15 protein-coding genes are annotated in these 20556 nt (G+C 66.9%); 6 read left to right on the top strand and 9 right to left on the bottom strand.

All coding sequences use genetic code 11. The features are described from left to right. The first annotated feature begins 327 nt into the window (after positions 1-327). The 4 genes from ACZ5V4_RS13105 to ACZ5V4_RS13090 all read left to right on the top strand — a co-directional run bounded on the left by ACZ5V4_RS13105 (position 328) and on the right by ACZ5V4_RS13090 (position 7199). Positions 328-1824, top strand: coding sequence for a PAS domain S-box protein (locus ACZ5V4_RS13105; RefSeq protein WP_464315308.1), 1497 nt, complete (start codon positions 328-330; stop codon positions 1822-1824). 126 nt (positions 1825-1950) lie between these two features. Next, entirely contained in the window at positions 1951-4272 is a 2322-nt protein-coding gene (locus tag ACZ5V4_RS13100; RefSeq protein ID WP_464315307.1) for a glycosyltransferase family 2 protein, read from the top strand. Then, on the top strand, positions 4269-6566 hold the full coding sequence (locus tag ACZ5V4_RS13095) for a cellulose biosynthesis cyclic di-GMP-binding regulatory protein BcsB (protein WP_464315306.1): 2298 nt from the start codon (positions 4269-4271) through the stop codon (positions 6564-6566). The genes ACZ5V4_RS13100 and ACZ5V4_RS13095 overlap by 4 nt, the downstream gene beginning before the upstream one ends. A gap of 12 nt (positions 6567-6578) precedes the next feature. Further along, positions 6579-7199: a tetratricopeptide repeat protein gene (locus tag ACZ5V4_RS13090; RefSeq protein WP_464315305.1), complete on the top strand. Its 621-nt coding sequence runs from the start codon at positions 6579-6581 to the stop codon at positions 7197-7199. 174 nt (positions 7200-7373) lie between these two features. Here the strand turns inward: ACZ5V4_RS13090 and ACZ5V4_RS13085 are convergent, their stop codons facing one another. The 4 genes from ACZ5V4_RS13085 to sat all read right to left on the bottom strand — a co-directional run bounded on the left by ACZ5V4_RS13085 (position 7374) and on the right by sat (position 13046). Continuing rightward, positions 7374-9305 carry a peptidylprolyl isomerase gene (locus ACZ5V4_RS13085; protein WP_464315304.1) on the bottom strand — a complete coding sequence of 644 codons (1932 nt, stop codon included), beginning with the start codon at positions 9303-9305 and terminating at the stop codon, positions 7374-7376. 94 nt (positions 9306-9399) lie between these two features. After that, on the bottom strand, positions 9400-11316 hold the full coding sequence (locus ACZ5V4_RS13080) for an aconitate hydratase (RefSeq protein WP_464315303.1): 1917 nt from the start codon (positions 11314-11316) through the stop codon (positions 9400-9402). A gap of 88 nt (positions 11317-11404) precedes the next feature. Then, positions 11405-11629 carry a hypothetical protein gene (locus tag ACZ5V4_RS13075; RefSeq protein WP_464315302.1) on the bottom strand — a complete coding sequence of 75 codons (225 nt, stop codon included), beginning with the start codon at positions 11627-11629 and terminating at the stop codon, positions 11405-11407. A 106-nt stretch (positions 11630-11735) separates the two neighbouring features. Further along, positions 11736-13046 carry a sulfate adenylyltransferase gene (sat, locus tag ACZ5V4_RS13070; protein ID WP_464315301.1) on the bottom strand — a complete coding sequence of 437 codons (1311 nt, stop codon included), beginning with the start codon at positions 13044-13046 and terminating at the stop codon, positions 11736-11738. 272 nt (positions 13047-13318) lie between these two features. Here sat and ACZ5V4_RS13065 point away from each other — a divergent pair, with 272 nt between their 5' ends. After that, positions 13319-13654, top strand: coding sequence for an STAS domain-containing protein (locus tag ACZ5V4_RS13065; protein ID WP_464315300.1), 336 nt, complete (start codon positions 13319-13321; stop codon positions 13652-13654). A gap of 79 nt (positions 13655-13733) precedes the next feature. Here the strand turns inward: ACZ5V4_RS13065 and ACZ5V4_RS13060 are convergent, their stop codons facing one another. The 5 genes from ACZ5V4_RS13060 to ACZ5V4_RS13040 all read right to left on the bottom strand — a co-directional run bounded on the left by ACZ5V4_RS13060 (position 13734) and on the right by ACZ5V4_RS13040 (position 17713). Further along, entirely contained in the window at positions 13734-14342 is a 609-nt protein-coding gene (locus ACZ5V4_RS13060; protein WP_464315299.1) for a nitroreductase family protein, read from the bottom strand. 102 nt (positions 14343-14444) lie between these two features. Next, complete coding sequence (locus ACZ5V4_RS13055; RefSeq protein ID WP_464315298.1) at positions 14445-14930, bottom strand: metallophosphoesterase family protein; 486 nt, start codon at positions 14928-14930, stop codon at positions 14445-14447. Between the two features lie 3 nt (positions 14931-14933). Further along, entirely contained in the window at positions 14934-15557 is a 624-nt protein-coding gene (locus ACZ5V4_RS13050) for an HD domain-containing protein (RefSeq protein ID WP_464315297.1), read from the bottom strand. Between the two features lie 121 nt (positions 15558-15678). Continuing rightward, the gene (locus ACZ5V4_RS13045) at positions 15679-17067 is read right to left on the bottom strand and encodes a TolC family protein (protein WP_464315296.1); all 1389 of its coding nucleotides are present in this window, start codon (positions 17065-17067) and stop codon (positions 15679-15681) included. Positions 17068-17200: 133 nt separating this feature from the next. Continuing rightward, positions 17201-17713, bottom strand: a complete 513-nt coding sequence (locus tag ACZ5V4_RS13040; protein WP_464315295.1) for a 3D domain-containing protein — start codon at positions 17711-17713, stop codon at positions 17201-17203. Between the two features lie 185 nt (positions 17714-17898). On the opposite strand from ACZ5V4_RS13040, the gene polA reads away from it, so the two are divergent. Next, positions 17899-20535 (top strand): DNA polymerase I, encoded by a 2637-nt coding sequence (gene polA, locus ACZ5V4_RS13035; RefSeq protein ID WP_464315294.1) that lies wholly within the window; start codon positions 17899-17901, stop codon positions 20533-20535. Positions 20536-20556: the final 21 nt, after the last annotated feature.

The following is a 20556-nucleotide window of genomic DNA, read 5'->3' as shown; positions in this document are numbered from 1 at the left end:
CGGAGACAACGCGCAAGCGAGAGCCTGAAAAACCCCACACGCATTCTGTCCGCCCCACCGTTAACCTCCTTACGACAGCCACCGGCCCGATGGCTTGTGAGGAATTTAACGAGATGCCACCACCTCGTCAAGCCGAAAGTGAAATTAGTTACAAAAGCCACAAATGCTCAGAATCTATACGAAAAAGTGCGTTACGCACTGCGATTGAACTAGCCCGGAAGGATGGCCCCATTCCCTTAGCACGCTGATTCCCCAGTGGCAAGGGCCTCGCTTTCACAAGCTCAATCCTTTCTTGCCAGAACGCCCCTTTGCCGCCATAAAGCACCCGTGAACAGCGACGACAGCACCGCCCGGCAAAGCCGCGACCAGCTCGCGGCCATCCTGGACGCAGCCGTGGACGCCATGGTCATCATCGGCTCGGACAGGCGCGTTCAGGCTTTCTCAAGGTCGGCCGAGAGGCTCTTCGGCTACCGCGCGGACGAGGTGCTCGGCCAGAACGTCTCCATGCTCATGCCCGAGCCGCACCGCTCCCGGCACGACGCCTACGTCACCCGCTACATCGAGTCCCGCGAGAAGCACATCATCGGCATCGGCCGCGAGATCCCGGCCCTGCGCAAGGACGGCACAACCTTCCCCGCCTACCTCTCCGTGGGCGAGGGCGCGGGCGGCGGTTTCTTCGTGGGCATCCTGCACGACCTCACCCGCGAGAAGGAGACCTTCAGGCGCGTGCGCGAGCTGGCCTCCATCGTGGACTCCACCGGCGACGCCGTGCTCGGCCAGACCCTGGACGGGGCCGTGACCTACTGGAACAAGGGCGCGCAGGAGCTCTACGGCTACCCCGCGTCCGAGGCCATGGGCGCGAGCGTGGCGGAGCTCATCGTGCCCGAGGAGAAGCGCGAGGAACACGAGGCCGTGAGCCAGCGCATGCGCGAGGGCAAGGGTGTGGTGCGCCTGGAGACGATCCGGCGCGACAAGGCGGGCAAGCGCCTCGTGGTGGCCCTGACCGTCTCGCCCATCCTCGACTCCGAGGGCAAGCCCACCGGGGCCTCCACCATCGCGCGCGACATCACGGCCAAGCGCCACGCCGAGCAGGCCCAGGCCCAGGCGCGCAAGGCCGCCGAGGAGGCCACGCGGATCAAGTCCGACTTCCTCTCCATCGTCTCCCACGAGCTGCGCACGCCCCTGACCATCATCCTGGGCAACATCTCGCTGCTCACCGACTCGCACAGCATGCCCGACCCCTCCGAGGCAGCCAACATCGCCAAGGACATCGAGGACAGCGCCAACCGCCTGCTCGCGCTGATAAACGACCTGCTGGACATCTCCGACATGGAGGCCGGCCAGGCCAGGCTCAGGCTCGCGCCGGTGAACGCCGAGGAGCTCGTGCTGGAGGTGGCCCAGGCCGCCGAGGCCATGGCCGAGCCCAAGGGCATCGAGGTGAAGGCCTACTCCGAGCCCTTGGAGATCATGGCCGACCCCCTGCGGCTCAGGCAGGCGCTCCTCAACCTGGCGGACAACGCGGTCAAGTTCACGGACAAGGGCACCATCACCATCGGTGTGGGCAGGACGGGCCAGTCCGCGCTCTTCGAGGTCTCGGACACCGGGCCGGGCATCCCGGACGACGACCTGCTGCGCATCTTCGACGCCTTCTTCCAGGCCGACACCTCGAGCACGCGGCGCAGTCAGGGCACGGGCCTGGGCCTGACCATCGTGCGGCGCATCGTGGAACTGCACGGCGGCGTGGTCAACGTGGAGAGCGAGCCGGGCAAGGGCAGCTCCTTCTACCTGGCCCTGCCAATCCACGACAAGTCCTCCGGCGACTGACCGCGCCGCGATTGCGGCTTCACTTCAAGAATGCAACGTAAAAAGGATTGTCCCCCTCTTTCATTCCAGGGGGACATATGTCATTGCATCTTTTCCCCGATTTTCCATCTATAACTGTCACTTTCCATGGACGAAGCCCGCTACGACTCCAGCGCCCAAGCCGGACGGCTCACCGCGGCGGCCATGGCAGCCACCGCGGCGCTGGCCGTGTTCTCCTCCGGGCTGCACCTGACGCTCGAGCACCAGCAGGCGCTTGGCTGGATGCTCCTCGGCGCGCTCTACCTGATGAGCCTGGTGGAGCACCGCATGGGCATGGTCTTCCGTATTCTCTTCCTCTCGGTGGGCGCGTTCATCTCGCTTCGCTACCTGGTGTTCCGCACCACGGAGACGGTGTTCTTCACCGGCCCGATGGACTTCGTGTTCATGATGCTCCTCTACCTTTCGGAGCTCTACGGGATCACAATCCACCTGCTGGGCATGTTCGTGAACGTCTGGCGCATGAGAAGGCAGCCCGTGCCCCTGCCCCAGGACCAGTCGCTCTGGCCCACGGTGGACGTGTTCATCCCCACCTACAACGAGCCCGACGACGTGGTCTTCCTCACGGCAACGGCCTGCTCGCTCATCGACTACCCCAAGGACAAGATCACGGTCTACGTCCTGGACGACGGCGGCACCCTGGCCAAGCAGAACAACCCCGACCCCGAGATGGCCTGGGAGGCCCAGGACCGCTCCCGGCGCATCCGCCAGATGTGCGAGGACCTGGGGCTTCGCTACCTGACGCGCAAGTACAACCAGAAGGCCAAGGCCGGGAACATCAACTCGGCCATCATGGGCAACTCCTTCGGCGACGTGCTCGTGGACTGGGACGGCCGCGCCTACGCCAGCCTCGAGACCCCGGTCAGGACCACGGGCGAGCTCATCCTCGTGCTGGACTGCGACCACGTGCCCACGCGCGACATCGTGAAGAACACGGCCGGGTTCTTCCTCAAGGACCCAAAGCTCTTCCTGGTGCAGACCCCGCACTACTTCCTGAACCCCACGCCCGTGGAGAAGAACCTCCAGACCGCCCAGGACTCCCCGGGCGAGAACGAGATGTTCTACGGCGCGGTGCAGCTGGGCCTGGACTTCTGGAACTCCTCGTTCTTCTGCGGCTCGGCCGCCATACTGCGCCGGGAGTTCCTCACGGCCCAGGGGGGCATCTCGGGCGAGACCATCACCGAGGACGCCGAGACGGCCCTGGGCCTGCACGCCAAGGGCTACAACTCGGTCTACCTGAACAAGCCCATGATCTCCGGGCTCTCGCCCGAAACCTTCGCGGACTTCATCCTCCAGCGCTCGCGCTGGGCCCAGGGCATGACCCAGATATTCCTGCTCAAGAACCCGCTCCTGCAAAAGGGGTTGAGCCTCACGCAGAAGCTCTGCTACTTCAACTCCTGCTTCTTCTGGTTCTTCGGCGTCGCGCGTTTCTTCTTCTTCATCTCGCCGTTCCTCTATCTGTGCATGGGCGTGCGCATCTACAACGCGTCCATGAGCCAGATTCTGGCCTACGCCATGCCGCACCTCGTGGCCAGCTACGTGATATCGAACAACCTCTTCGGACAGGTGCGCCATCCGTTCTTCTCGGAGCTCTTCGAGACGATCCAGAGCTTCTACCTGCTCCCGGCAATCGCGGCCGTGGCCATGAACCCGCGCAAGCCGAGCTTCAAGGTCACGCCCAAGGGCGTCGCCCTGGAGCGCGACTTCTTGAGCCACCTCTCCGCCCCGTTCTATTTCATGCTCGTCATCTGCATCGCGGCCTTCCTCATGGGCGTCTACAGGTGGACGGCCTACCCCATGGAGCAGGACGCAATCATCATCACCGTCACGTGGAACGCCTTCAACCTGATGATGCTCATGCTCTGCCTGGGCGTGGTCTGGGAGAAGCGCCAGATCAGGCGCTTCCACCGCTTCCGCTCCAAGGGCCTGGTGATGCTCGCCGAGCCCGGCTCGGACGACTGGACGCCCACCGCCCTCTACGACCTGTCGCTTCTCGGCCTGGGCGTGCTCGTGCCCTCGGCGGAAAACTACCGCCTGGGCCAGAAGCTCGGCGCGCAGGCCGTGGACTCCTACGGCAAGCGCTACGACTTCCGCCTGCGCGTGGAGCGCATCTTCCCGTACAAGGGCATGTTCTACGTGGGCGCGCAGTTCATCATCCCCGACGACGCGGCCATGGCCCAGGTGGTGGGCTACGTGCACGGCGACTCCGCGCGCTTCGAGAATTTCGCCAAGAGCATCTACAACAGGCGCATCGGCCTGCTGACCGGCCTCTACTACCTGATCCACAAGAGCTTCACCGGAACGGTGCAGAACATCCAGGGCATCGCGGCCGTGATGCGGCGCATGGTGGCGTCCGCGGCCCTGCGCGCGGTCCGGTTCCTGCTCCCCCCGCCCGAAAGGAGATACAGATGATCCGCAGAGCGCTTCTCGCCTCGGCCCTCCTCGTCCTTTGCTTCGGCCTGGCCCACGCCGCGCAGCAGCCCCAGCCCGCGCAGGCCCCGGCCGCGAAAAGCGCGGCCATGCCCGCGCCCGAACGGCTGGAGAACGGCACCTACCGGGTCAAGCTGCCCCTTTCGAGCCTCTCCCCCGTGCGCAACACCACCCTGACAGGGGCCAAGGCCTGGAGCACCTTCACCCTCCCCGTGCCCGAGCGCTGGGACGTCAAGAGCGCGTCCTTGAGCTTCGGCTACGTCAACTCCTCCTCGCTGGTGGCCAGGCTCTCGCGCCTGAGCTTCCTGGTGGGCGGGCGCGTGCTCGGGCAGATCGAACTGCGCCCCGAGTCGCCCAAGGGCAAGGTCGAGCTGCCCATCCCCGGCAACCTGCTCGCGCCGGGCTACAACGAATGCACCTTCAGCGTGGCCCAGAGCTACACCGAGGAGTTCTGCGAGAACCCCACCCACCCCTCGCTGTGGACCACCCTGGAGCTCGACACCGCCACCATCGAGATCGTCTACGAACCCAGGCCCGTGCCCCGCAAGCTCTCGGCCGTGGCCGACTTCCTGTTCGACCCGCGCATGTTCCTCGGCGCGGACGTGAACATCGTGGTGCCCGAGTTCTCCGAGGCCGCCGTGCGCCAGGCCGCCTTGGCCGCCTCCGGGGCGGCCCTGCGCCTGGACTACCAGGCCGCCAGGACGCGCGTCTCCACAGAGATCGTCCCGGGCATGGACAACATCGTCGTGGGCGGGGCCGAGTTCGCCAGGAAACTCCTGGGCCAGCGCGCGCCGAAGATCGGCGACGCCACCGTAGCCGTGCTGCCTGGCCTCACCCCGGGCAAGCCGGACACGCCCGACCCCAGGACCGCCATCGTGCTGCTCAGCGGCTCCCCCGAGGGCGTGGACAAGGCCGTACGCGCCTTCAGCTACCTCTCCTTCCCCTTCCCGGACACGCCCGAGGCCGACATCTCCCAGGTGGCGGACCCCGCGCCCGACATGCTCGAGGCGGCCAAGAACATAAGCCGCGACAAGGAATACACCCTGCGCTCCCTGGGCTACTTCACCAAGACCATCCGGGCCGACTCCGCCCAGGCCCCGCCCATCGACCTCTCCTTCACCTTCCCCTCGGGGCTCGAGCTCAACCCCAACAGCTACGTGACCCTCTCCCTGCACGTGGCCTACGCCCCGGGCATGCGCGAGGACTCGGTGCTCACGGTGAGCATCAACGGCATCTACGTGGGCGGCGTGCACTTCGACAACGTCAAGGGCGGCACCTATCTGGACTACCGCATCAACCTGCCGCTCTACGCCATGAAGAAGGGCGCGAACACCATCACGCTGAGGCCGGTGCTCACCCCGCTCAAGGCGCGCACCTGCGAGTATTTCCAGTCCGAAAACCTGCTCATGACCCTCTACGACGACTCGACCCTGACCTTCCCGGACATCCCGCTCTGGGCCAAGCTGCCGGACCTGACCCTCTTCCACCAGGACTCCTTCCCCTACGGACTCTGGCCCGACATGCGCGCCACCACCCTGCTCCTTGGCGACAAGAACCCGGACACCGTCTCGGCCGCCGTGAACCTGGCCGCACAGGCCAGCCAGCGCACCGGCCTGCCCCCGCTGGGCCTGTCCGTCAGTTTCGGGCCAGGGGCCGAGGGCAACGTGATCGCCGTGGGCCCCGTGGACGCCCTGCCCCCCGCCCTGGTCAAGGCCGCGCCCTTCTCGCTCCTGCCGGACGGCCCCAGGCCCTACCCGCAGATGCAAAGGCCCAAGGCCCAGGGCGACGACGCGGCCGCGCACAAGGCCCCGCTGTGGTCGCTCTACCTGCCCTTCCTCTGGGAGAAGCAGCGCAAGCACGCCGACGTGGCCAGCCACCTCTGGGCCGACGTGCGCTCCGGCGCGGCCATCTCGCCGGGCAAGGGCGTGCTCGCGCAGTTCAAGACCCCGGGCAGCACGGACTCCACCACGACCCTGTTCACCGGCTCCACGCCCCAGGACGTGGCCGCGCTTGCCGGCAGGCTCTGGGAGCCCGCCGTGCGCTCGCGCGTGAGCGGCGACCTGGCCATGGTGGACCTGGCCTCGGCCGAGCCCAAGGTCTCCTCGCTCCAGGCGGGCGAGAGCTACTACATCGGCAAGATCGGGGCGTTCCCGTGGCTCACCGTGCTGGTGAACTCCTACCCCTGGACCGCGCTCGGCGTGGTGGCGGGACTCCTGCTGGTGTTCTCCTTCGCTGCTTACCGCGCGCTGAGGGCGCTCCGGGCCAAGAGGCAGTAAGGGTCCGTGACCATGGCCAGGCCTCGCCGCCAGCGTGACCTTCGCCACGGGCGCTTCTCCGCGCTGTGCGCGTCGTGCCTGCTGGCGGCGTCGCTTTTGCCGCCCGCCCCTGGGCTCGCCGCCCGGGTCGAGCAGCAGCCCATGCCCGACCCGGCCGCGCGCCAGGCCCAGGACGCGCGCGTGACGCGCGGCCCCATGGAGCCCGGCCCAAGCGTTGAACGCACGTCCGAAGGCTTCGACGCAGCCCCTCCGCCCAGTCCCAAACCCAGGCTCAGGCTGGAGAAGACCGCCCCGCCAGCGCCCTCCCTGGAGCTCGACACCCTCGCCACGGGCTGGGAGAAGCTGAACGCGGGCCAGACCGAGGCAGCCCTGGCCGCCTTCGAAAAGGCCTCCGGATCGCCCGACGCCCTGGTGGCCCAGGAGGCCCTGCTCGGCAAGGCCTACACCCTCTGGCGGCAAGGCCGGGAGGACCAGGCCGAAGCCCTCTTCAGGCAACTCGTCGACCAGGGCTTCCGCGTGCCCGAGGTGCTGCCCAACCTGCTCTTCCTGCTGCACAAGCGCGGCGGCCCCAAGGCCATGGAGCCCTACCTTCACCTCCTGCCGGAGAGCGAACGCGACATCTGGCGCAAGTAGCGGCGGGGCGCTGCCCCGCTCCCCGGCAGGACCCCGTCCTGCACCTGCAGGGCTCCGCCCCGGACCCGCAAGGGGGAGTGCCTCCCCGATCTTCCCAGCTCGACGGAGGAGCACAAAAAAGCCCCCTCCCGGATCATCCGGAAGGGGGCTCGCTCTTGCGTGTGGACGCGTGGCCTAGTTGGCCGCGCCGCCGCCGGGCAGGTTCGCCTTGGCGGCGAGGTCCTTGTCGATGATCTTCACGGGGTTCTTTTCCCAGAGGTACTGCATGAAGCCGCGCAGCATCTGTTCCTGCTGGAAGGGTTCGGCCTGGGCCATGATCTTGGCCTTGTCGCGCTGCCACTGCTCCTCGCTGGGGAAGCTGCGCTCCTTGAGCTTGGCCACAACGAAGCCGCTGGCCACGGCGTAGGAGCCCTGGAGCCACGCCGGGGCCTTCTGGGCGAACGCGGCCTCGCTCAGGGCCGGGGCCTGTCCGAGCCCCTGGATCGCGCCCTGACGGGTGAAGGGGGCAGAGGTCTTCAGCTTGTCCTTGTACTGCTCGAGCGCCTTGGCCTGGCCCTCGGGGGTCTTGATCAGCTCGGCGACTTCCTTGGCCTTGGCCTCGGCCAGCTTCATGGACTCCTCGGCCACGAGGTCGGCCTTGACCGTGGCGGCCACTTCCTCGAGCGCGGGGATGCGCTCGGGGTTGGCGTCCACCACGCGGGCGAGCACGTAGCCGTCGCCAGCGGACAGGGCCTGGGGAACGGCCTTGCCCTTCTCGGTGGAGAATATCTGGCCCAGGCCCTCGGGGGCGAGGTTCAGGTCCAGCGGGGGGCGCTGGCGGTTGAAGAAATCGGTGGTCCTGGCGTCCAGGCCCTTGGCCTGGGCCAGCTTGGCCATGTCCGCCCCGCCGACGAGTTCCTCGAGCATCTGGTCAACGGCCTTGCCCATGACCTCGGCGGCCTTCTCTTCGGCCATTTCGCGCTTGATGTCGTCCTTGGCTTCCTCGAAGGGGGTGACGCCCGCGGGCTTCTTGTCCACCACCTGGATCACGTGCAGGCCGTACTGGGTGCGCACGGTGCCGGAGACCTCACCCTTCTTCAGGGCGAACGCGGCCTCCTCGAACTCGGGCACCATGGTGCCCTTGCCGAACCAGCCCAGGTCGCCGCCGGTGACGGCGGGCTCGCCCTTCACGTCCAGGACCTTCTCCACGGCCTCGCCCTTACGCAGCCTGGCGGCCAGTTCGGCCAGGCGCTTCTCGGCGGCCTTCACGTCGGCGTCCTTGGCGTCCTGGGGCAGGAGCACCAGCAGGTGATTGGCCTTGACCATGTCCGGGTGCTTGAACTTGTCGGGATTGGCGTCGTAGTTGGCCTTGGCCTCCTGGTCGGAGACGAGCTTGGGGTCGGCCAGGGCCGCCGGGGTGATCTCGAGGTATTCGATCTTCACCTCGGCCGGGCGCTTGTACTTGTCCTTGCCGGACTCGTAGGCCTGCTTGACGCGCTCGTCGGTCACGCTGACCTGGGAGGCGAATTCGCGGGCGGAGAAGTCGATGTAGTCGAGCACGGCCTTCTCCTGGGAGAAGTCGTACACGGAGCGCACCTCGGCCGGGGTGACCCAGGTGGGCAGGATCGAGTAGATGACCATCTTCTCGTAGAGCAGGCTCTTCTTCTGGTCGGCCTCGAAGGTCTCGGGAAGCAGGCCGATGGAGCGCAGCTTCTCCTTGTAGAGCTCGTAGTCGAACTTGCCCTGCTCGTTCTGGAAGGCGGGCACGCGGGCGACCTCGGTCTGGAGCTCCTTGTCCGAGACCGCGACGCCGAGCTTGGCGGCCTGGTCGAACATGAGCACGCGCCCGACCATCTGCATGAGCACCTGGGACTTGAAGCCGAAGCGCTCCAGGTCCTCCTTGCTGAGCGAAGGGTTCTGCGCCTGGGCTTGGCGCAGCGAGCCTTCGTATTCGGCGTAGAAGTCCTTGGCCAGGATGGGCGTGTCGCCCACGTAGGCCACCACGCCGCCGCCGGGGCGGTGGTCCTGGAACGAGTAGACACCGAAGAACACGAACACGGCGATGATCACGCCGAAGATGGCCTTGACGGCCCAGGATTGGGAATGCTGCCGGAGGATATCCAACATGTCTGGGAGCTCCTTGGGAAACTTGGCCTTGGCTTTGCGAAAAACGGCGGCCGGGGACTGGTCTCCCCGGCCGCCGGATGCTGTCGCTTGGATCTTAACGGCTGCCCACGGCGTTGAGCAGACCGCCGGCCAAAATAATGTCCAGCTCCTTCGCGGTCAAATCATTTGTGAGTTCGACCTTGGTCTTGCCGTCCACCAGGGCGGCCACGGGCTTGCCGGGCTTGATCTTGGCGCCGGGAATGACGATCTCCGCGCCCTGGGCCAGCAGGTCGTAGTCGGCCTTGTCCACGAAGAGAAGCGGCAGGATGCCGAAGTTGACCAGGTTGGCGCGGTGGATGCGGGCCAGGCTCTTCACGATCACGGCCTTCACGCCCAGGTGCCTGGGGGCCAGGGCCGCGTGCTCGCGCGAGGAGCCCTGCCCGTAGTTCTCGCCGCCCACGATCACGCCGCCGCCCAGCTCCTTGATGCGGGGCACGAAGCCCTTGTCCACGTTGATGAACACGTGCTCGGAGATGGCCGGGATGTTGGAGCGCAGGCTCATGACCTGGGAGCCGCCGGGCAGGATGTGGTCCGTGGTGATGTCGTCGCCGACCTTGAGGGCCACCTTGGCCGAAACGGTGTCGGCCACCTTGCCGAAGCGCTCCAGGGCCACGATGTTGGGGCCGCGACGCACCTCCACGCCGGAGCCGTCCTCGGGCGGGAACACGAAGAGCTGGCGGATGGAGGGCACCTTCCTGGGCATGGCCACCTTGGCCGGGGGCGTGCCCCAGGTGGCCGGGTCGGTGAACTCGCCGGTGAGGGCCGCCATGGCGGCGGTCTGCGGGCTGACCAGGTAGACCTTGGCGTCCTGGGTGCCGCTTCTGCCCTCGAAGTTGCGGTTGAAGGTCCGCGCCGAGACTCCGCCCGAGGTGGGCGAGCCGCCGATGCCGATGCAGGGGCCGCAGGCGCATTCGAGCATGCGCGCGCCAGCGTCCATGAGCGGCTCGATCAGGTTCTCGGCGGCCAGCATCTTCACCACCTGCTTGGAGCCCGGGGCGATGAGCAGGTCGGTCTCGGGCTTGATGCGCTTGTCCTTCAGCATCAGGGCCACGGTCTTCAGGTCGGAGTAGGAGGAGTTGGTGCAGGAGCCGATGGCGGCCTGGTCCACCTTGAGTCCCGCCAGGCTCTTGATGGTGGCGGCGCGGTCGGGCATGTGCGGCTGCGCGGCCATGGGCTCGAGCTTGGAGAGGTCGATGACGATGACCTCGTCGTAGGCGGCGGAAGGGTCGGCCTTCAGGGGGACGTAGTCCTCGGGGCGGCCCATGGCGGCCAGGAACTTCTTGGTCACCGCGTCGGAGGGGAAGAGCGAGCCGGTGGCTCCGAGCTCCGCGCCCATGTTGGTGATGGTGGCGCGCTCGGGCACGGACAGGGTGGCCACGCCGGGCCCGGCGTACTCGAACACCTTGCCCACGCCGCCCTTCACGGTGAGCAGGCCGAGCAGGTGCAGGATGATGTCCTTGGCCGTGGCCCAGCCGGTCAGCTCTCCCTCGAGCTGGACCTTCACCACCTTGGGCATGGTGATGTAGTAGGGCTCGCCCGCCATGGCCAGGGCCACGGAGAGCCCGCCCGCGCCCATGGAGAGGCTGCCCACGCCGCCCGCGGTGGGGGTGTGGGAGTCGGAGCCGATGAGCGTCTTGCCGGGCTTGGCGAAGTTTTCCAGGTGCAGCTGGTGGCAGATGCCCGTGCCGGGGGGGGAGTAGACCGCGCCGCACTTGGCGGCCACGGTGCGCAGGAACTGGTGGTCGTCGGGGTTGCGGAAGCCCTGCTGCATGGTGTTGTGGTCCACGTAGCTCACGGACAGCTCGGTCTTGACCTTCGGCACGCCCATGGCCTCGAACTGAAGCCAGGCCATGGTGCCGGTGGCGTCCTGGGTGAGGGTCTGGTCGATCCGCAGCCCGATCTCCGCGCCGGGCTTCATCTTGCCGCTCAGCAGGTGGGCGGAAATGATCTTCTGGGTGATGTTCTTGCCCATGATGGTCCTCGTGTTCGTGAAAGTTGGGCCATGTGCCCCGGCTTTGCGAAAGATGTCAAGTTCGCCCTGCGGAACGGGCCGCCCCGCGCTACTCCCCGCCGAACCGCAGCCTGTTGATCTTGGCGTTGCGGTACTGGATCTCGAAGTCCAGGCGCAGCTTCTCCTGCTTGGCCTCGTGGATCTCCTCGGCCTTGAACACCCCCGCCGTGGGGTCTTCCTCGGCCTGGAGGGCGCGGATGCGGGCCTGCACTTCGGCCTGCCTGGCCTTGTACTCCTCGATTTCGCGCCTGATGGCCTCGATTTCGTCCTGCATGGCAACACCTCTGGGTGGGATGGAGGTCGCCGGGCTTTCGGCCCGGTAAAGAAAAAGGGAGGCGCCCTGCGGCGCCTCCCCGGATACCGGCATGCGCCGGGATCAACTACTTCTGCTTGGCGTGCTCGCCGGAGGCGGCGCGCTGCATCTTGACCTCGACCTTCTCGGTCAGGCCTTCATAGTACTCGCGCAGGATGACCAGGCACTCGTCGCGGCCGAAGTGATCCGGGATCGCCTCGCCCTCGGAGAGCATCTTGCGCAGCTTGGTGCCGGACAGGATGACGCGGTCTTCCTTGGTGTGCGGGCAGGTGCGCAGGGAGGCCATGCCGTCGCACTTGAAGCAGTAGAAGGTCCAGTCGATGTTCATGTTCTCGCAGAGCAGGGCCTTGCCGGGCTCGACGGCGCAAGCGGCCTCGGGGGTCGAGTACGGGATGCGCTTGAAGATCTCCTGGGCCTCGAACATGCCGTAGAAGTCGCCGACGCCGGCGTGGTCACGGCCGATGATCATGTTGTTGATGCCGAAGTTCTGGCGGAAGGTGGCGTGCAGCAGGCCTTCGCGGGGACCGGCGTAGCGCATGTCCAGGGGGTAGCCGGCCTGGATCACGTGGTCCTTCACGAAGTAGTGCTCGACCAGGGTATCGATGGCGCGCACGCGCACTTCGGCCGGGATGTCGCCGGGCTTCAGGTTGCCGATCAGGGAGTGGATGACCACGCCGTCGCACACTTCAACGGCGATCTTGGCCAGGAACTCGTGGGAGCGGTGCATGGGGTTGCGCAGCTGCAGGGCGGCAACCTTGGACCAGCCCTTGGCGTCCATCTCGGCGCGCAGGTCGGCGGGGCGCTTGTACACGCCCTTGTACTTCACGGGGTAGTCGCCCTCGGAGAGCACCTTCACGGGACCGGCGAGGGACACGGGCTTCTGGCCCATGACCATCTGGACACCGGGGTGGTCCTTCAGGGCGGTCTCCCAGAAAACGTCGTCGGCGGAGTCGGGGCCGGCGCCCTTGAACACCTGGTAGCACTCCCACTTCTTCTCTTCCTCGGTGAGGGCGTACTTCTCGGTGACGGTCATGATGGCCATCATCTCGCCCTTGTGGGACTCGAGGGCGATTTCCTGGCCGACGTTGATGGCGGCGGCGTCCTCGGCGGACACGGAGCAGGTGACGGGAACGGGCCAGAAGGTTCCGTCCGTGAGGGTCATGTTTTCGCAGACGGACTTCCAGTCGGCCTTGGTCATGAAGTAGGTGATCGGCGAGAAGCCGCCGATGCCCATCATGATCAGGTCGCCCTTCTCACGGGGGGAGATCACGACTTTCTTCAGCGTGGCGGCCTTCTTGATGGCCTCTTCGCGCTCGGCGCCTTCCAGCAGACAAATGGTGAGGCCTTTGCCACCATGCGGGGGAACCAGTCTGGACATGTTCGTTTCCTCTCCTTTACGGATAGTGTGGTTTTTCGAGTAGCCGCCCTGGCCGCTCCGCGGCCGCCCACGCGCCCGCCGCGGTTCGCGGCGGTTCGCCCATGATAAAAAATTCACGTGGGGATGTTTTGTGAAAAAAATCTCGGCTTGTCAAGCGCGCACCTCGCGCCTTGACGGGACTTCCGGCCGCGTGCATCCTCCCGGTCAAGAGACACCGGGACCCATACACCGAAATGCTGCTCGAAGAAAGAAAAGAAAACGGCGCGGCGGTCGTGAAAATAAACGCCCCCAGGCTGGAGGCGCGCATCGCCGACCAGCTGGCCGAGGAGATCATCGAGGCCTACAAGCCCGTCCGGGCGCTCGTAATCGACTTCTCGGGCGTGGGCTTCATCGACTCCGTGGGCATGAAGGCCGTGATGAGCGTGCTGCTCTACTGCCGCAAGACCGAGGGCGCGTGCGTGCTCTGCGGCGTGTCCGAGGACATCATGAGCGTCTTCGTGATCACGCGCCTAAACAGGCTCCTGCCCATCGTGGACACCCAGGCCGAGGCCCTGGCCAGGGTGCTCGAACTCAAGGAACAAAGCCGCCTGCGCGCGGGCAACATCTAGCCCTCCGCGCACAAGCGGCCCTGTCTTCCGGGACGCCTTCTTCCGCTGGCGGCCCGGTCTTCGGGATTTCACAAGCTCCCTAGACCAGGATTTCCTCGATGCCCTTGCGCGGCCTGGACGCGGGCGATTCGGCCGGGAAGCCCACGGGCAGGAGCGCCATCACGGCGAGCCCGTCCGGGATGCCCAGGCGCCCGCGCGTCGCGGCGTCGTCCACGCGGCCGACCCAGGTGGAGCCCAGGCCCAGTTCCACGGCGCGGTACATCATGGAGGTCATGGCGATGGCCAGGTTGAGCCCGGCCGCGCCCTTGAGCAACTCCGGCGGGCCGCACTCCGCGGGCCGCAAGTAGAGGTTCTCCACTTCCCCGGCGAACTCGTCCGTGACCATCCCGGCCTCCTGGAGGGCCCGGATGGTGGCGCGCGAGTCCTTCATGTAGGCGCGCGTGTCCACGCAGCAGACGATCACGGCCCCGGCCTTGGCGATCCAGCCCTGCTTGCTGGTGGCCTCGCCCGCGAACCATTCGATGTCCGCCCTGTCCGTGACCAGCCTGAAGCGCCAGGGCTGGGAGTTGCAGCCGGAGGGCGAGAGCCTCGCCGCCTCGATGAGCTCGAGCAGAAGCTCCCTGGACACGGGCTGGTCCGTGAACCTGCGGATGGAGCGCCTGGCCTCGATTGCTTCCTTCACTGTCATGACGACCTCCAAGATGCCGGCATGGGCCGGGCCTTGTCTGTACGGGGATGGATCTAAGCTTTCTTAAAGCACGGCGGGCCCGGGCGATCAACCACCTTGGGCCTAGAGCGCGCCGGGGAAGCTCGCGAAGCGCACCTCGATCGTCTCGCCGAGGTCGATGAAGGCCATGCGCGGGTTGTCGCCGGAGAGCGCCCCGGGGTTGACCACCAGGGTGTCGCCGAAGGCTATGTTGGTTTGGCGGTGGGTGTGGCCGAAGAGGATCAGGTCGAAGCCCGGGCCGAAGGCCTCGGGCAGGCGCGCTGGCAGCGAGGGCCTGTCGCCCCAGCCGTGGGTCACGCCGATGGTCCGCCCGGCCAGGTTGAGCCGGAGCATGGAGGGCAGCTCCTGCCCCACCCGCCAGTCGCAGCAGTTGCCCGCCACGCCGTGAAACGCGGGATGGTTGTGCGAGAGGTACTCGTAGACGGCGAAGCCGGTGATGTCGCCGCAGTGGATCAGCGCGTCCGCGTGCAGGAGGTGTTGGTCGAAGAAGCGCTTGAAGCGCTCCGTGGGCTCGGCCAGGTGCGTATCCGAGATGACCGCCAGGCGCACGTCCTACCCCTTTCCGTTCTTGCGTTCCCACCAGCAGGCGTCGGGGCCGAGGAACCACCAGTCGGTGTGGTCGGTCTCCAGGATGGCCATGGCCAGCTCCCGGCCCTGGGGCGTGCGCAGCCGCTCCAGCGCGCAGTCCAGCCACTTGGCCGCGTAGGGGTTGCCCAGGTCCTTCTGCTCCTTGAGGTTGACCATCAGGTCCAATTGGTCCGCGTCCTGGGCGAGCATGGCCTCGACCGAACCCGCGTCCTCGAGCTCGTCGTGCAGCGCGAGCACGCCCCCGGAGAGACCCGTGCCCTTGAGGCCGTCGGCCAGGGCGCGGCGGGCGTCGTGGGTGTTGTAGAGCTTGTTGACGTAGTTGAAGTCGCCGGTGCGGGCCTCGTGCACGTCGTGGAACAGGCACAGAAGCACAGTCCTGGCCGCGTCGGCCCCGGCCATCTCCGCCAGGGCGTAGCCGATCACGGCCGTGCCGAAGCTGTGCTCGGCCACGTTCTCCGCGCCCGTGCCCAGGAACTGGTAGCCCGTGCGCGGGGTGCGCCTGAGCATGCTGACCTCGAAGAGGAAGTCGGCCATGCGGGTGAGCCGGCCGCGGCCGCTCATGTCGACCTTGGAGGAGTCGTCTGCCATGGGGGTGTCTCCGGGATGGGCGCGGGGACGCCTGGGCGCTGGGCCTGGGCGGGCCGTACGGGAACGCCCCCCGAACCGCGCGGGGCCGGGGGGCGGGGGATGCCTGCCTGGGCGGCCTTGCCTAGCCGTCCAGCTTCGCGTTCTTGCGCCCGATGGAATAGTAGAGGTTGGCGATGGCGATCTGGTGGTCGGTCAGCGCCTGGGTCAGCTGGAACTCGGCCCGGGAGACGCGCGCCTGGGCGTCCAGCACGTCGGTGTTGGTGCCCACCTGGGCCTGGTAGCGGGCCACGGCCATGCGGTAGCCCTCGTTGGCCGCGGCGAGGCCCGCCTTGGCCACGGCGATGCGCTTGGCCGCGTCCTGGATGTTCAGGTACTGCGTCTTGACCTCGGCGCCCACGTCCAGGCGCAGCCTGGCCAGGTCGGCCTGAAGCTTTTTGACGTTCTCGCCCGCCTGGCGGTAGGTGAAGTAGGTGTTGCCCCAGTCCCAGGCCCTCCAAGTGAAGGTCAGCTGGAACTGGTGGCGCTCGGCGAAGGCCACGTTTTCCTCGCGCAGCCAGTACTTGTCGCCCTGGCGCACGTAGTCGTAGTCGGCCCGCACCTGCGGGAGCATGGGGCTCAACGCGATGGTGGCGTCCTTTTCGGCGATCTCCACGCTTTTCAGCGCGATGGCGATGTCAGGGCGCTGCTTGTAGGCCTCGTCCAGGGCCTGCTGGAGGCTCAGCAGGAACGCGGCCTGGACCAGCTCGCCCACGTAATCCACCGGCTGCTCCAGGGGGATGTTCAAAAGCGAGTTGAGCTGGGCCAGCTGGATGTCCACGGAGTTCCTGGCGGCCAGGAGCGACTGCTCGGCGCTGGCCAGGTCGGACTCGGCCTGGAGCACGTCCAGGCGAGGGCGCAGGCCCACGTCGTAGAAGGCGCGCGTGACCTTGAGCTGCGAGGCCAGGCGGGCCACGGAGTCCTCGTTGGACTTGACGTCCGCGCGGGACTTGAGGAGCGTCAGGAAGGCGGTCTGCACGGAGCGGATCAGGGTCAGCTCGGTTCGCTTGTAGAGCGAGTCGGCCTGGTCCTGGGCCAGCTTGGCCTTCTGGTAGCCCGAGAGCAGCCTGAAACCCGTGAACAGGGGCTGGCTGACGTTCAGGTCGAGGTTGGCGATGTAGGCGTCGCCCCAGGCGAACTTCTGGCCGCTCAGAACGACGCTGCCTGCGCCGGGATTGGCGCCGGCGGCGGTGTAGAAGCTGGTGAGGTCCTGGCTGACGCTCTGGACGCTCCTGGTATTGGTGGCGCGGGAGTAATACGTGGCGGTGCCAGTGGGCAGAAAGGCGGCCGTGGCGGCGCGCACCCCCTGCTGGGCCCCGTAGATCTGGCGCTTGGCAGACTGGATCTGGGGATTGGCCTCGATGGCGCGCAGGACCGATTTCTCGAGGTCCATCCCGGAGACGGGCTCCTGCGCGAAAGCGGGCCAAGCCGACGCCACGGCGAGCAGGGCGATGGCGACTATGCGGAATATCATAAAAATATGCCTCCCTGAGGAGCGGTGATACCGTCCATGTCGGAGAGGTGTATAGCCAAGTTCCCCACTGTTGGAAAGGGCAAAAAAAATCGGGGGCCATGCCCCCGACTCTGCTGGCTATTGATTAGCTTACCTACACGTCGAGAAGCACAACCTCGATCCTCTTCTTCCCGAACTGTATGGCACGGTCCTGATCACTCATGAAGATGTCCACCGACTTTGTTTTACGGTCGGCCATCAGGTCCGTGATTACAAAAACTCCATGATTCTTGATGTAGACCTTCTTGCCGAAGTTCCATCCCTGCTCGAAAAGATCGCGCGACACCGCGATGCCTCCCTCCCGGGGTTTCGACGAAGACGCCGTGAGCAGTTGCTGCCCGGGATATTCCCTGAGTTCCTCGCACGTATAGGCAGTGACGGTGAGCATCTTGTTGGGGATGGGGTCCGCGATCTTGGACAGGTTGGCCATGACGACCATCCGGAGCAGGTTCGACTCGTCGCGCACCTTCTCGAGTTCCAGACGCATCTGCGCTTGTGCATTCTCCGAATGTGAAATCGTCGATTCCAACCGAACTGTCTCTTGTCTGAAATGGTAGGTAGCCGCAGCAAGAAAAGCCAGCAGAACGATGTTGATGCATTTTAACATAGTAACCTCCAACAACGCGCCATTGGTTGACTGGGTTTTCCGGACTCTTCGGATGAACGAAGCCGGGTTTGTGATGATGACCTCTCTAGCAGAGCAGGAGTGGCCATGCAACCACTTTTTTCGACCCTCGACACGGTTGCGGGCATGGCCCCAAACGGCTAGAAGGCCTGAAAAAGGATGACCCCATGCCCCTGAAGGACCACCTCCCCCCAGGCCAAGAGCCCGTCTTCCTCATCGACGGCTCTTCCTTCATATACAGGGGGTTCTACGCCTTCGGGGACATGACCCGCTCCGACGGCTTCCCCACCAACGCGCTTTTCTCCGTGCTGCGCCTGGGGATCAGGCTCCTGCGCGAGATGCGCCCGCGCCACGCCGCCTTCGTGGTGGACGGGCGCGGCCCCTCCTTCAGGGCGGACCTCTTCCCGGCCTACAAGGCCCAGCGCGAAAAGATGCCCGAGCCCCTGGCCCAGCAGATCGCGCCCATCATCGAGGGCATGAAGCTCCTGGGCTTTCCCGTGCTCGTCGAGCAGGGCGTGGAGGCCGACGACTCCATCGCCAGCCTGGCCGCGCGCTTCAAGGGCAGCCGCCCCGTGGTCATCGTGGGCTCGGACAAGGACCTGCGCCAGTGCCTGGACAAGGGCGTGTTCCTCTGGGACCCGTCGGGAAAACAGGAGAAAATAGTTACGCTGGAAGCCTTCCAGGCCGAATTCCCCCCCGGCCCGGCCCACTGGCCCGACTTCCAGGCCCTCATGGGCGACTCCAGCGACAACATCCCGGGCGTGCCCGGGGTCGGCCCCAAGACCGCCGCGGAGATCGTGGCCCAGTTCCCGACCCTCGAGGAGCTGCGCGAGGGCCTGGCCCTGATCAAGCCCGCCTGGCGCAAGAAGATCGAGCCGCACATGGAGGACCTGTTCGTCTACCGCGAGCTCACGCGCCTGAAGCTGGACGCCGCCCCAGGCCTGACCCTGGACGACCTCGCCGTGAAGCCCGCGCCCAAAAGCGAGGCCGCCGCGTTCCTGGGCTCCTTTGAGCTGCGCTCGCTCGCGCGCGAACTGCCGGAGGACGACGGGGGCCAGCCCGCGCCCGCCAAGCCCGCCGCCGCCAGCGAGAAGCCGGGCTCCGGCCTCCAGCTTTCGCTCTTCGGGGACGCGCCCAGGCCCCAGGCCCCGGCCCGCGAGGACGCCAGGCCAGAGGCCGCCCCGCTTTCGGAGCTGCCCTCCTTCCAGGGCGTCCAGGCCGCCGTGGTTCCCGCCGAGGGCGGCTTTCACGTGGCCGCGCAGGACCGGCACTGGTTCGTGGACGCCGACCCCGCCGGACTCGCCCCGCTCCTGGCCGGAGCCAAGACCCTGGCCGCGCCCTCGGTGAAGGACCTCCTGTCCTCGGACCCGGCCTGGGCGGCCGTGCCCCTGGGCCGCTGGTTCGACCTGAGCCTGGCCGCATACCTTCTGAGCCCCGAGGAGCGCGTCTACTCCTGGGAGCGGCTCATGGATTCGCTCTGGTCCGACCCCGGGTTCAACCCGGACGAGGTCCCGGATCGCGCCGAGGGGCCCGCCTGCCTCGCCCTGGCGCGCAGGCTGGCCACCAGGCTCGAACAGGCCGGGCTGGCCGGGCTTCTCCGCGAACTCGAGCTGCCGCTGGTGCCGGTGCTCGTGGACATGGAGCGCGCGGGCATCCGCATCGACAAGCAGGCCTTCGCGGCCTTCGCGACCGAGGTCAACGCCAAGCTCGAAGAGTTGACCGCGCGCATGCACGCCGAGGCGGGCGCTGCCTTCAACATCCGCTCCAGCCAGCAGCTGGCGGACGTGCTCTACAACCGGCTGGGCCTCAAAGCCCCGGGTAAGACCCCGGGCGGGGCCGCGTCCACGTCGGCCGAGGTGCTGGAGAAGCTCGCGGGCAAGCACCCGCTGGTGGACTCCATCCTGGAATTCCGCAAGCTCGAAAAGCTGCGCTCCACCTACCTGGAGCCCCTGCCCGGCCTGGCCGACGCCGAGGATCGCGTCCACACCACCTTCAACCAGCTCTCCACGGCCACGGGCAGGCTCTCGTCCAGCGCGCCCAACCTCCAGAACATCCCCGTGCGCGGCGAGCTGGGCAAGCGCATGCGCGCGCTCTTCACGGCCGCCCCGGGCAACGTGCTGGCCAGCGCGGACTACTCCCAGATCGAACTGCGCGTGCTGGCGCACTTCTCCGGCGACGAGGCGCTTATCGAGGCCTTCCGCCAGGGCCAGGACATCCACGGGCGCACGGCGGCGCTGCTCTTCGAGAAGGAGCAGGCCCAGGTCACCTCCGAGGAGCGCCGCCAGGCCAAGACCATCAACTTCGGCCTGCTCTACGGCATGGGCCCCCAGAAGCTCGGGCGCGAGCTTGGCCTGGGCCTGAACGAAGCCAAGGAATTCATCGCCAAGTATTTCGAGCGCATGCAAGGGCTCAAGCGCTACTACCAGACCGTGGTGGAGCAGGCCAAGGACAAGGGCTACGTGACCACCCTGGCCGGGCGCAGAAGGCTTCTGCCGGACATCCACTCGCGAAACACCCAGTTGGAGGCCCAGGCCCGCCGCCAAGCGGTGAACACCGTGGTCCAGGGCAGCGCGGCGGACATCATCAAGATGGCCATGCTGGCCGTGGCGGGCGACAAGGCCCTCAAGGGGCTCGGGGCCAGGCTCATCCTCCAGGTGCACGACGAACTCGTCCTGGAGGTCCCGGCGGCTTCGGGCCAGCAAGCGGGCGAGCGGCTGGTCGAACTCATGACCGGGGTGGTCAGCCTGGACGTCCCGGTGGTGGCCGACCTCGGCGTGGCCAGGGACTGGGCGGGCGCGCACTGACGGCGGCTACGCGTCCGGGGC

This window comes from Fundidesulfovibrio sp. YSD1, assembly GCF_055397115.1.
Note: the sequence above shows the minus strand (reverse complement) of the source record. Positions and strands in the feature narration are given on the sequence as shown.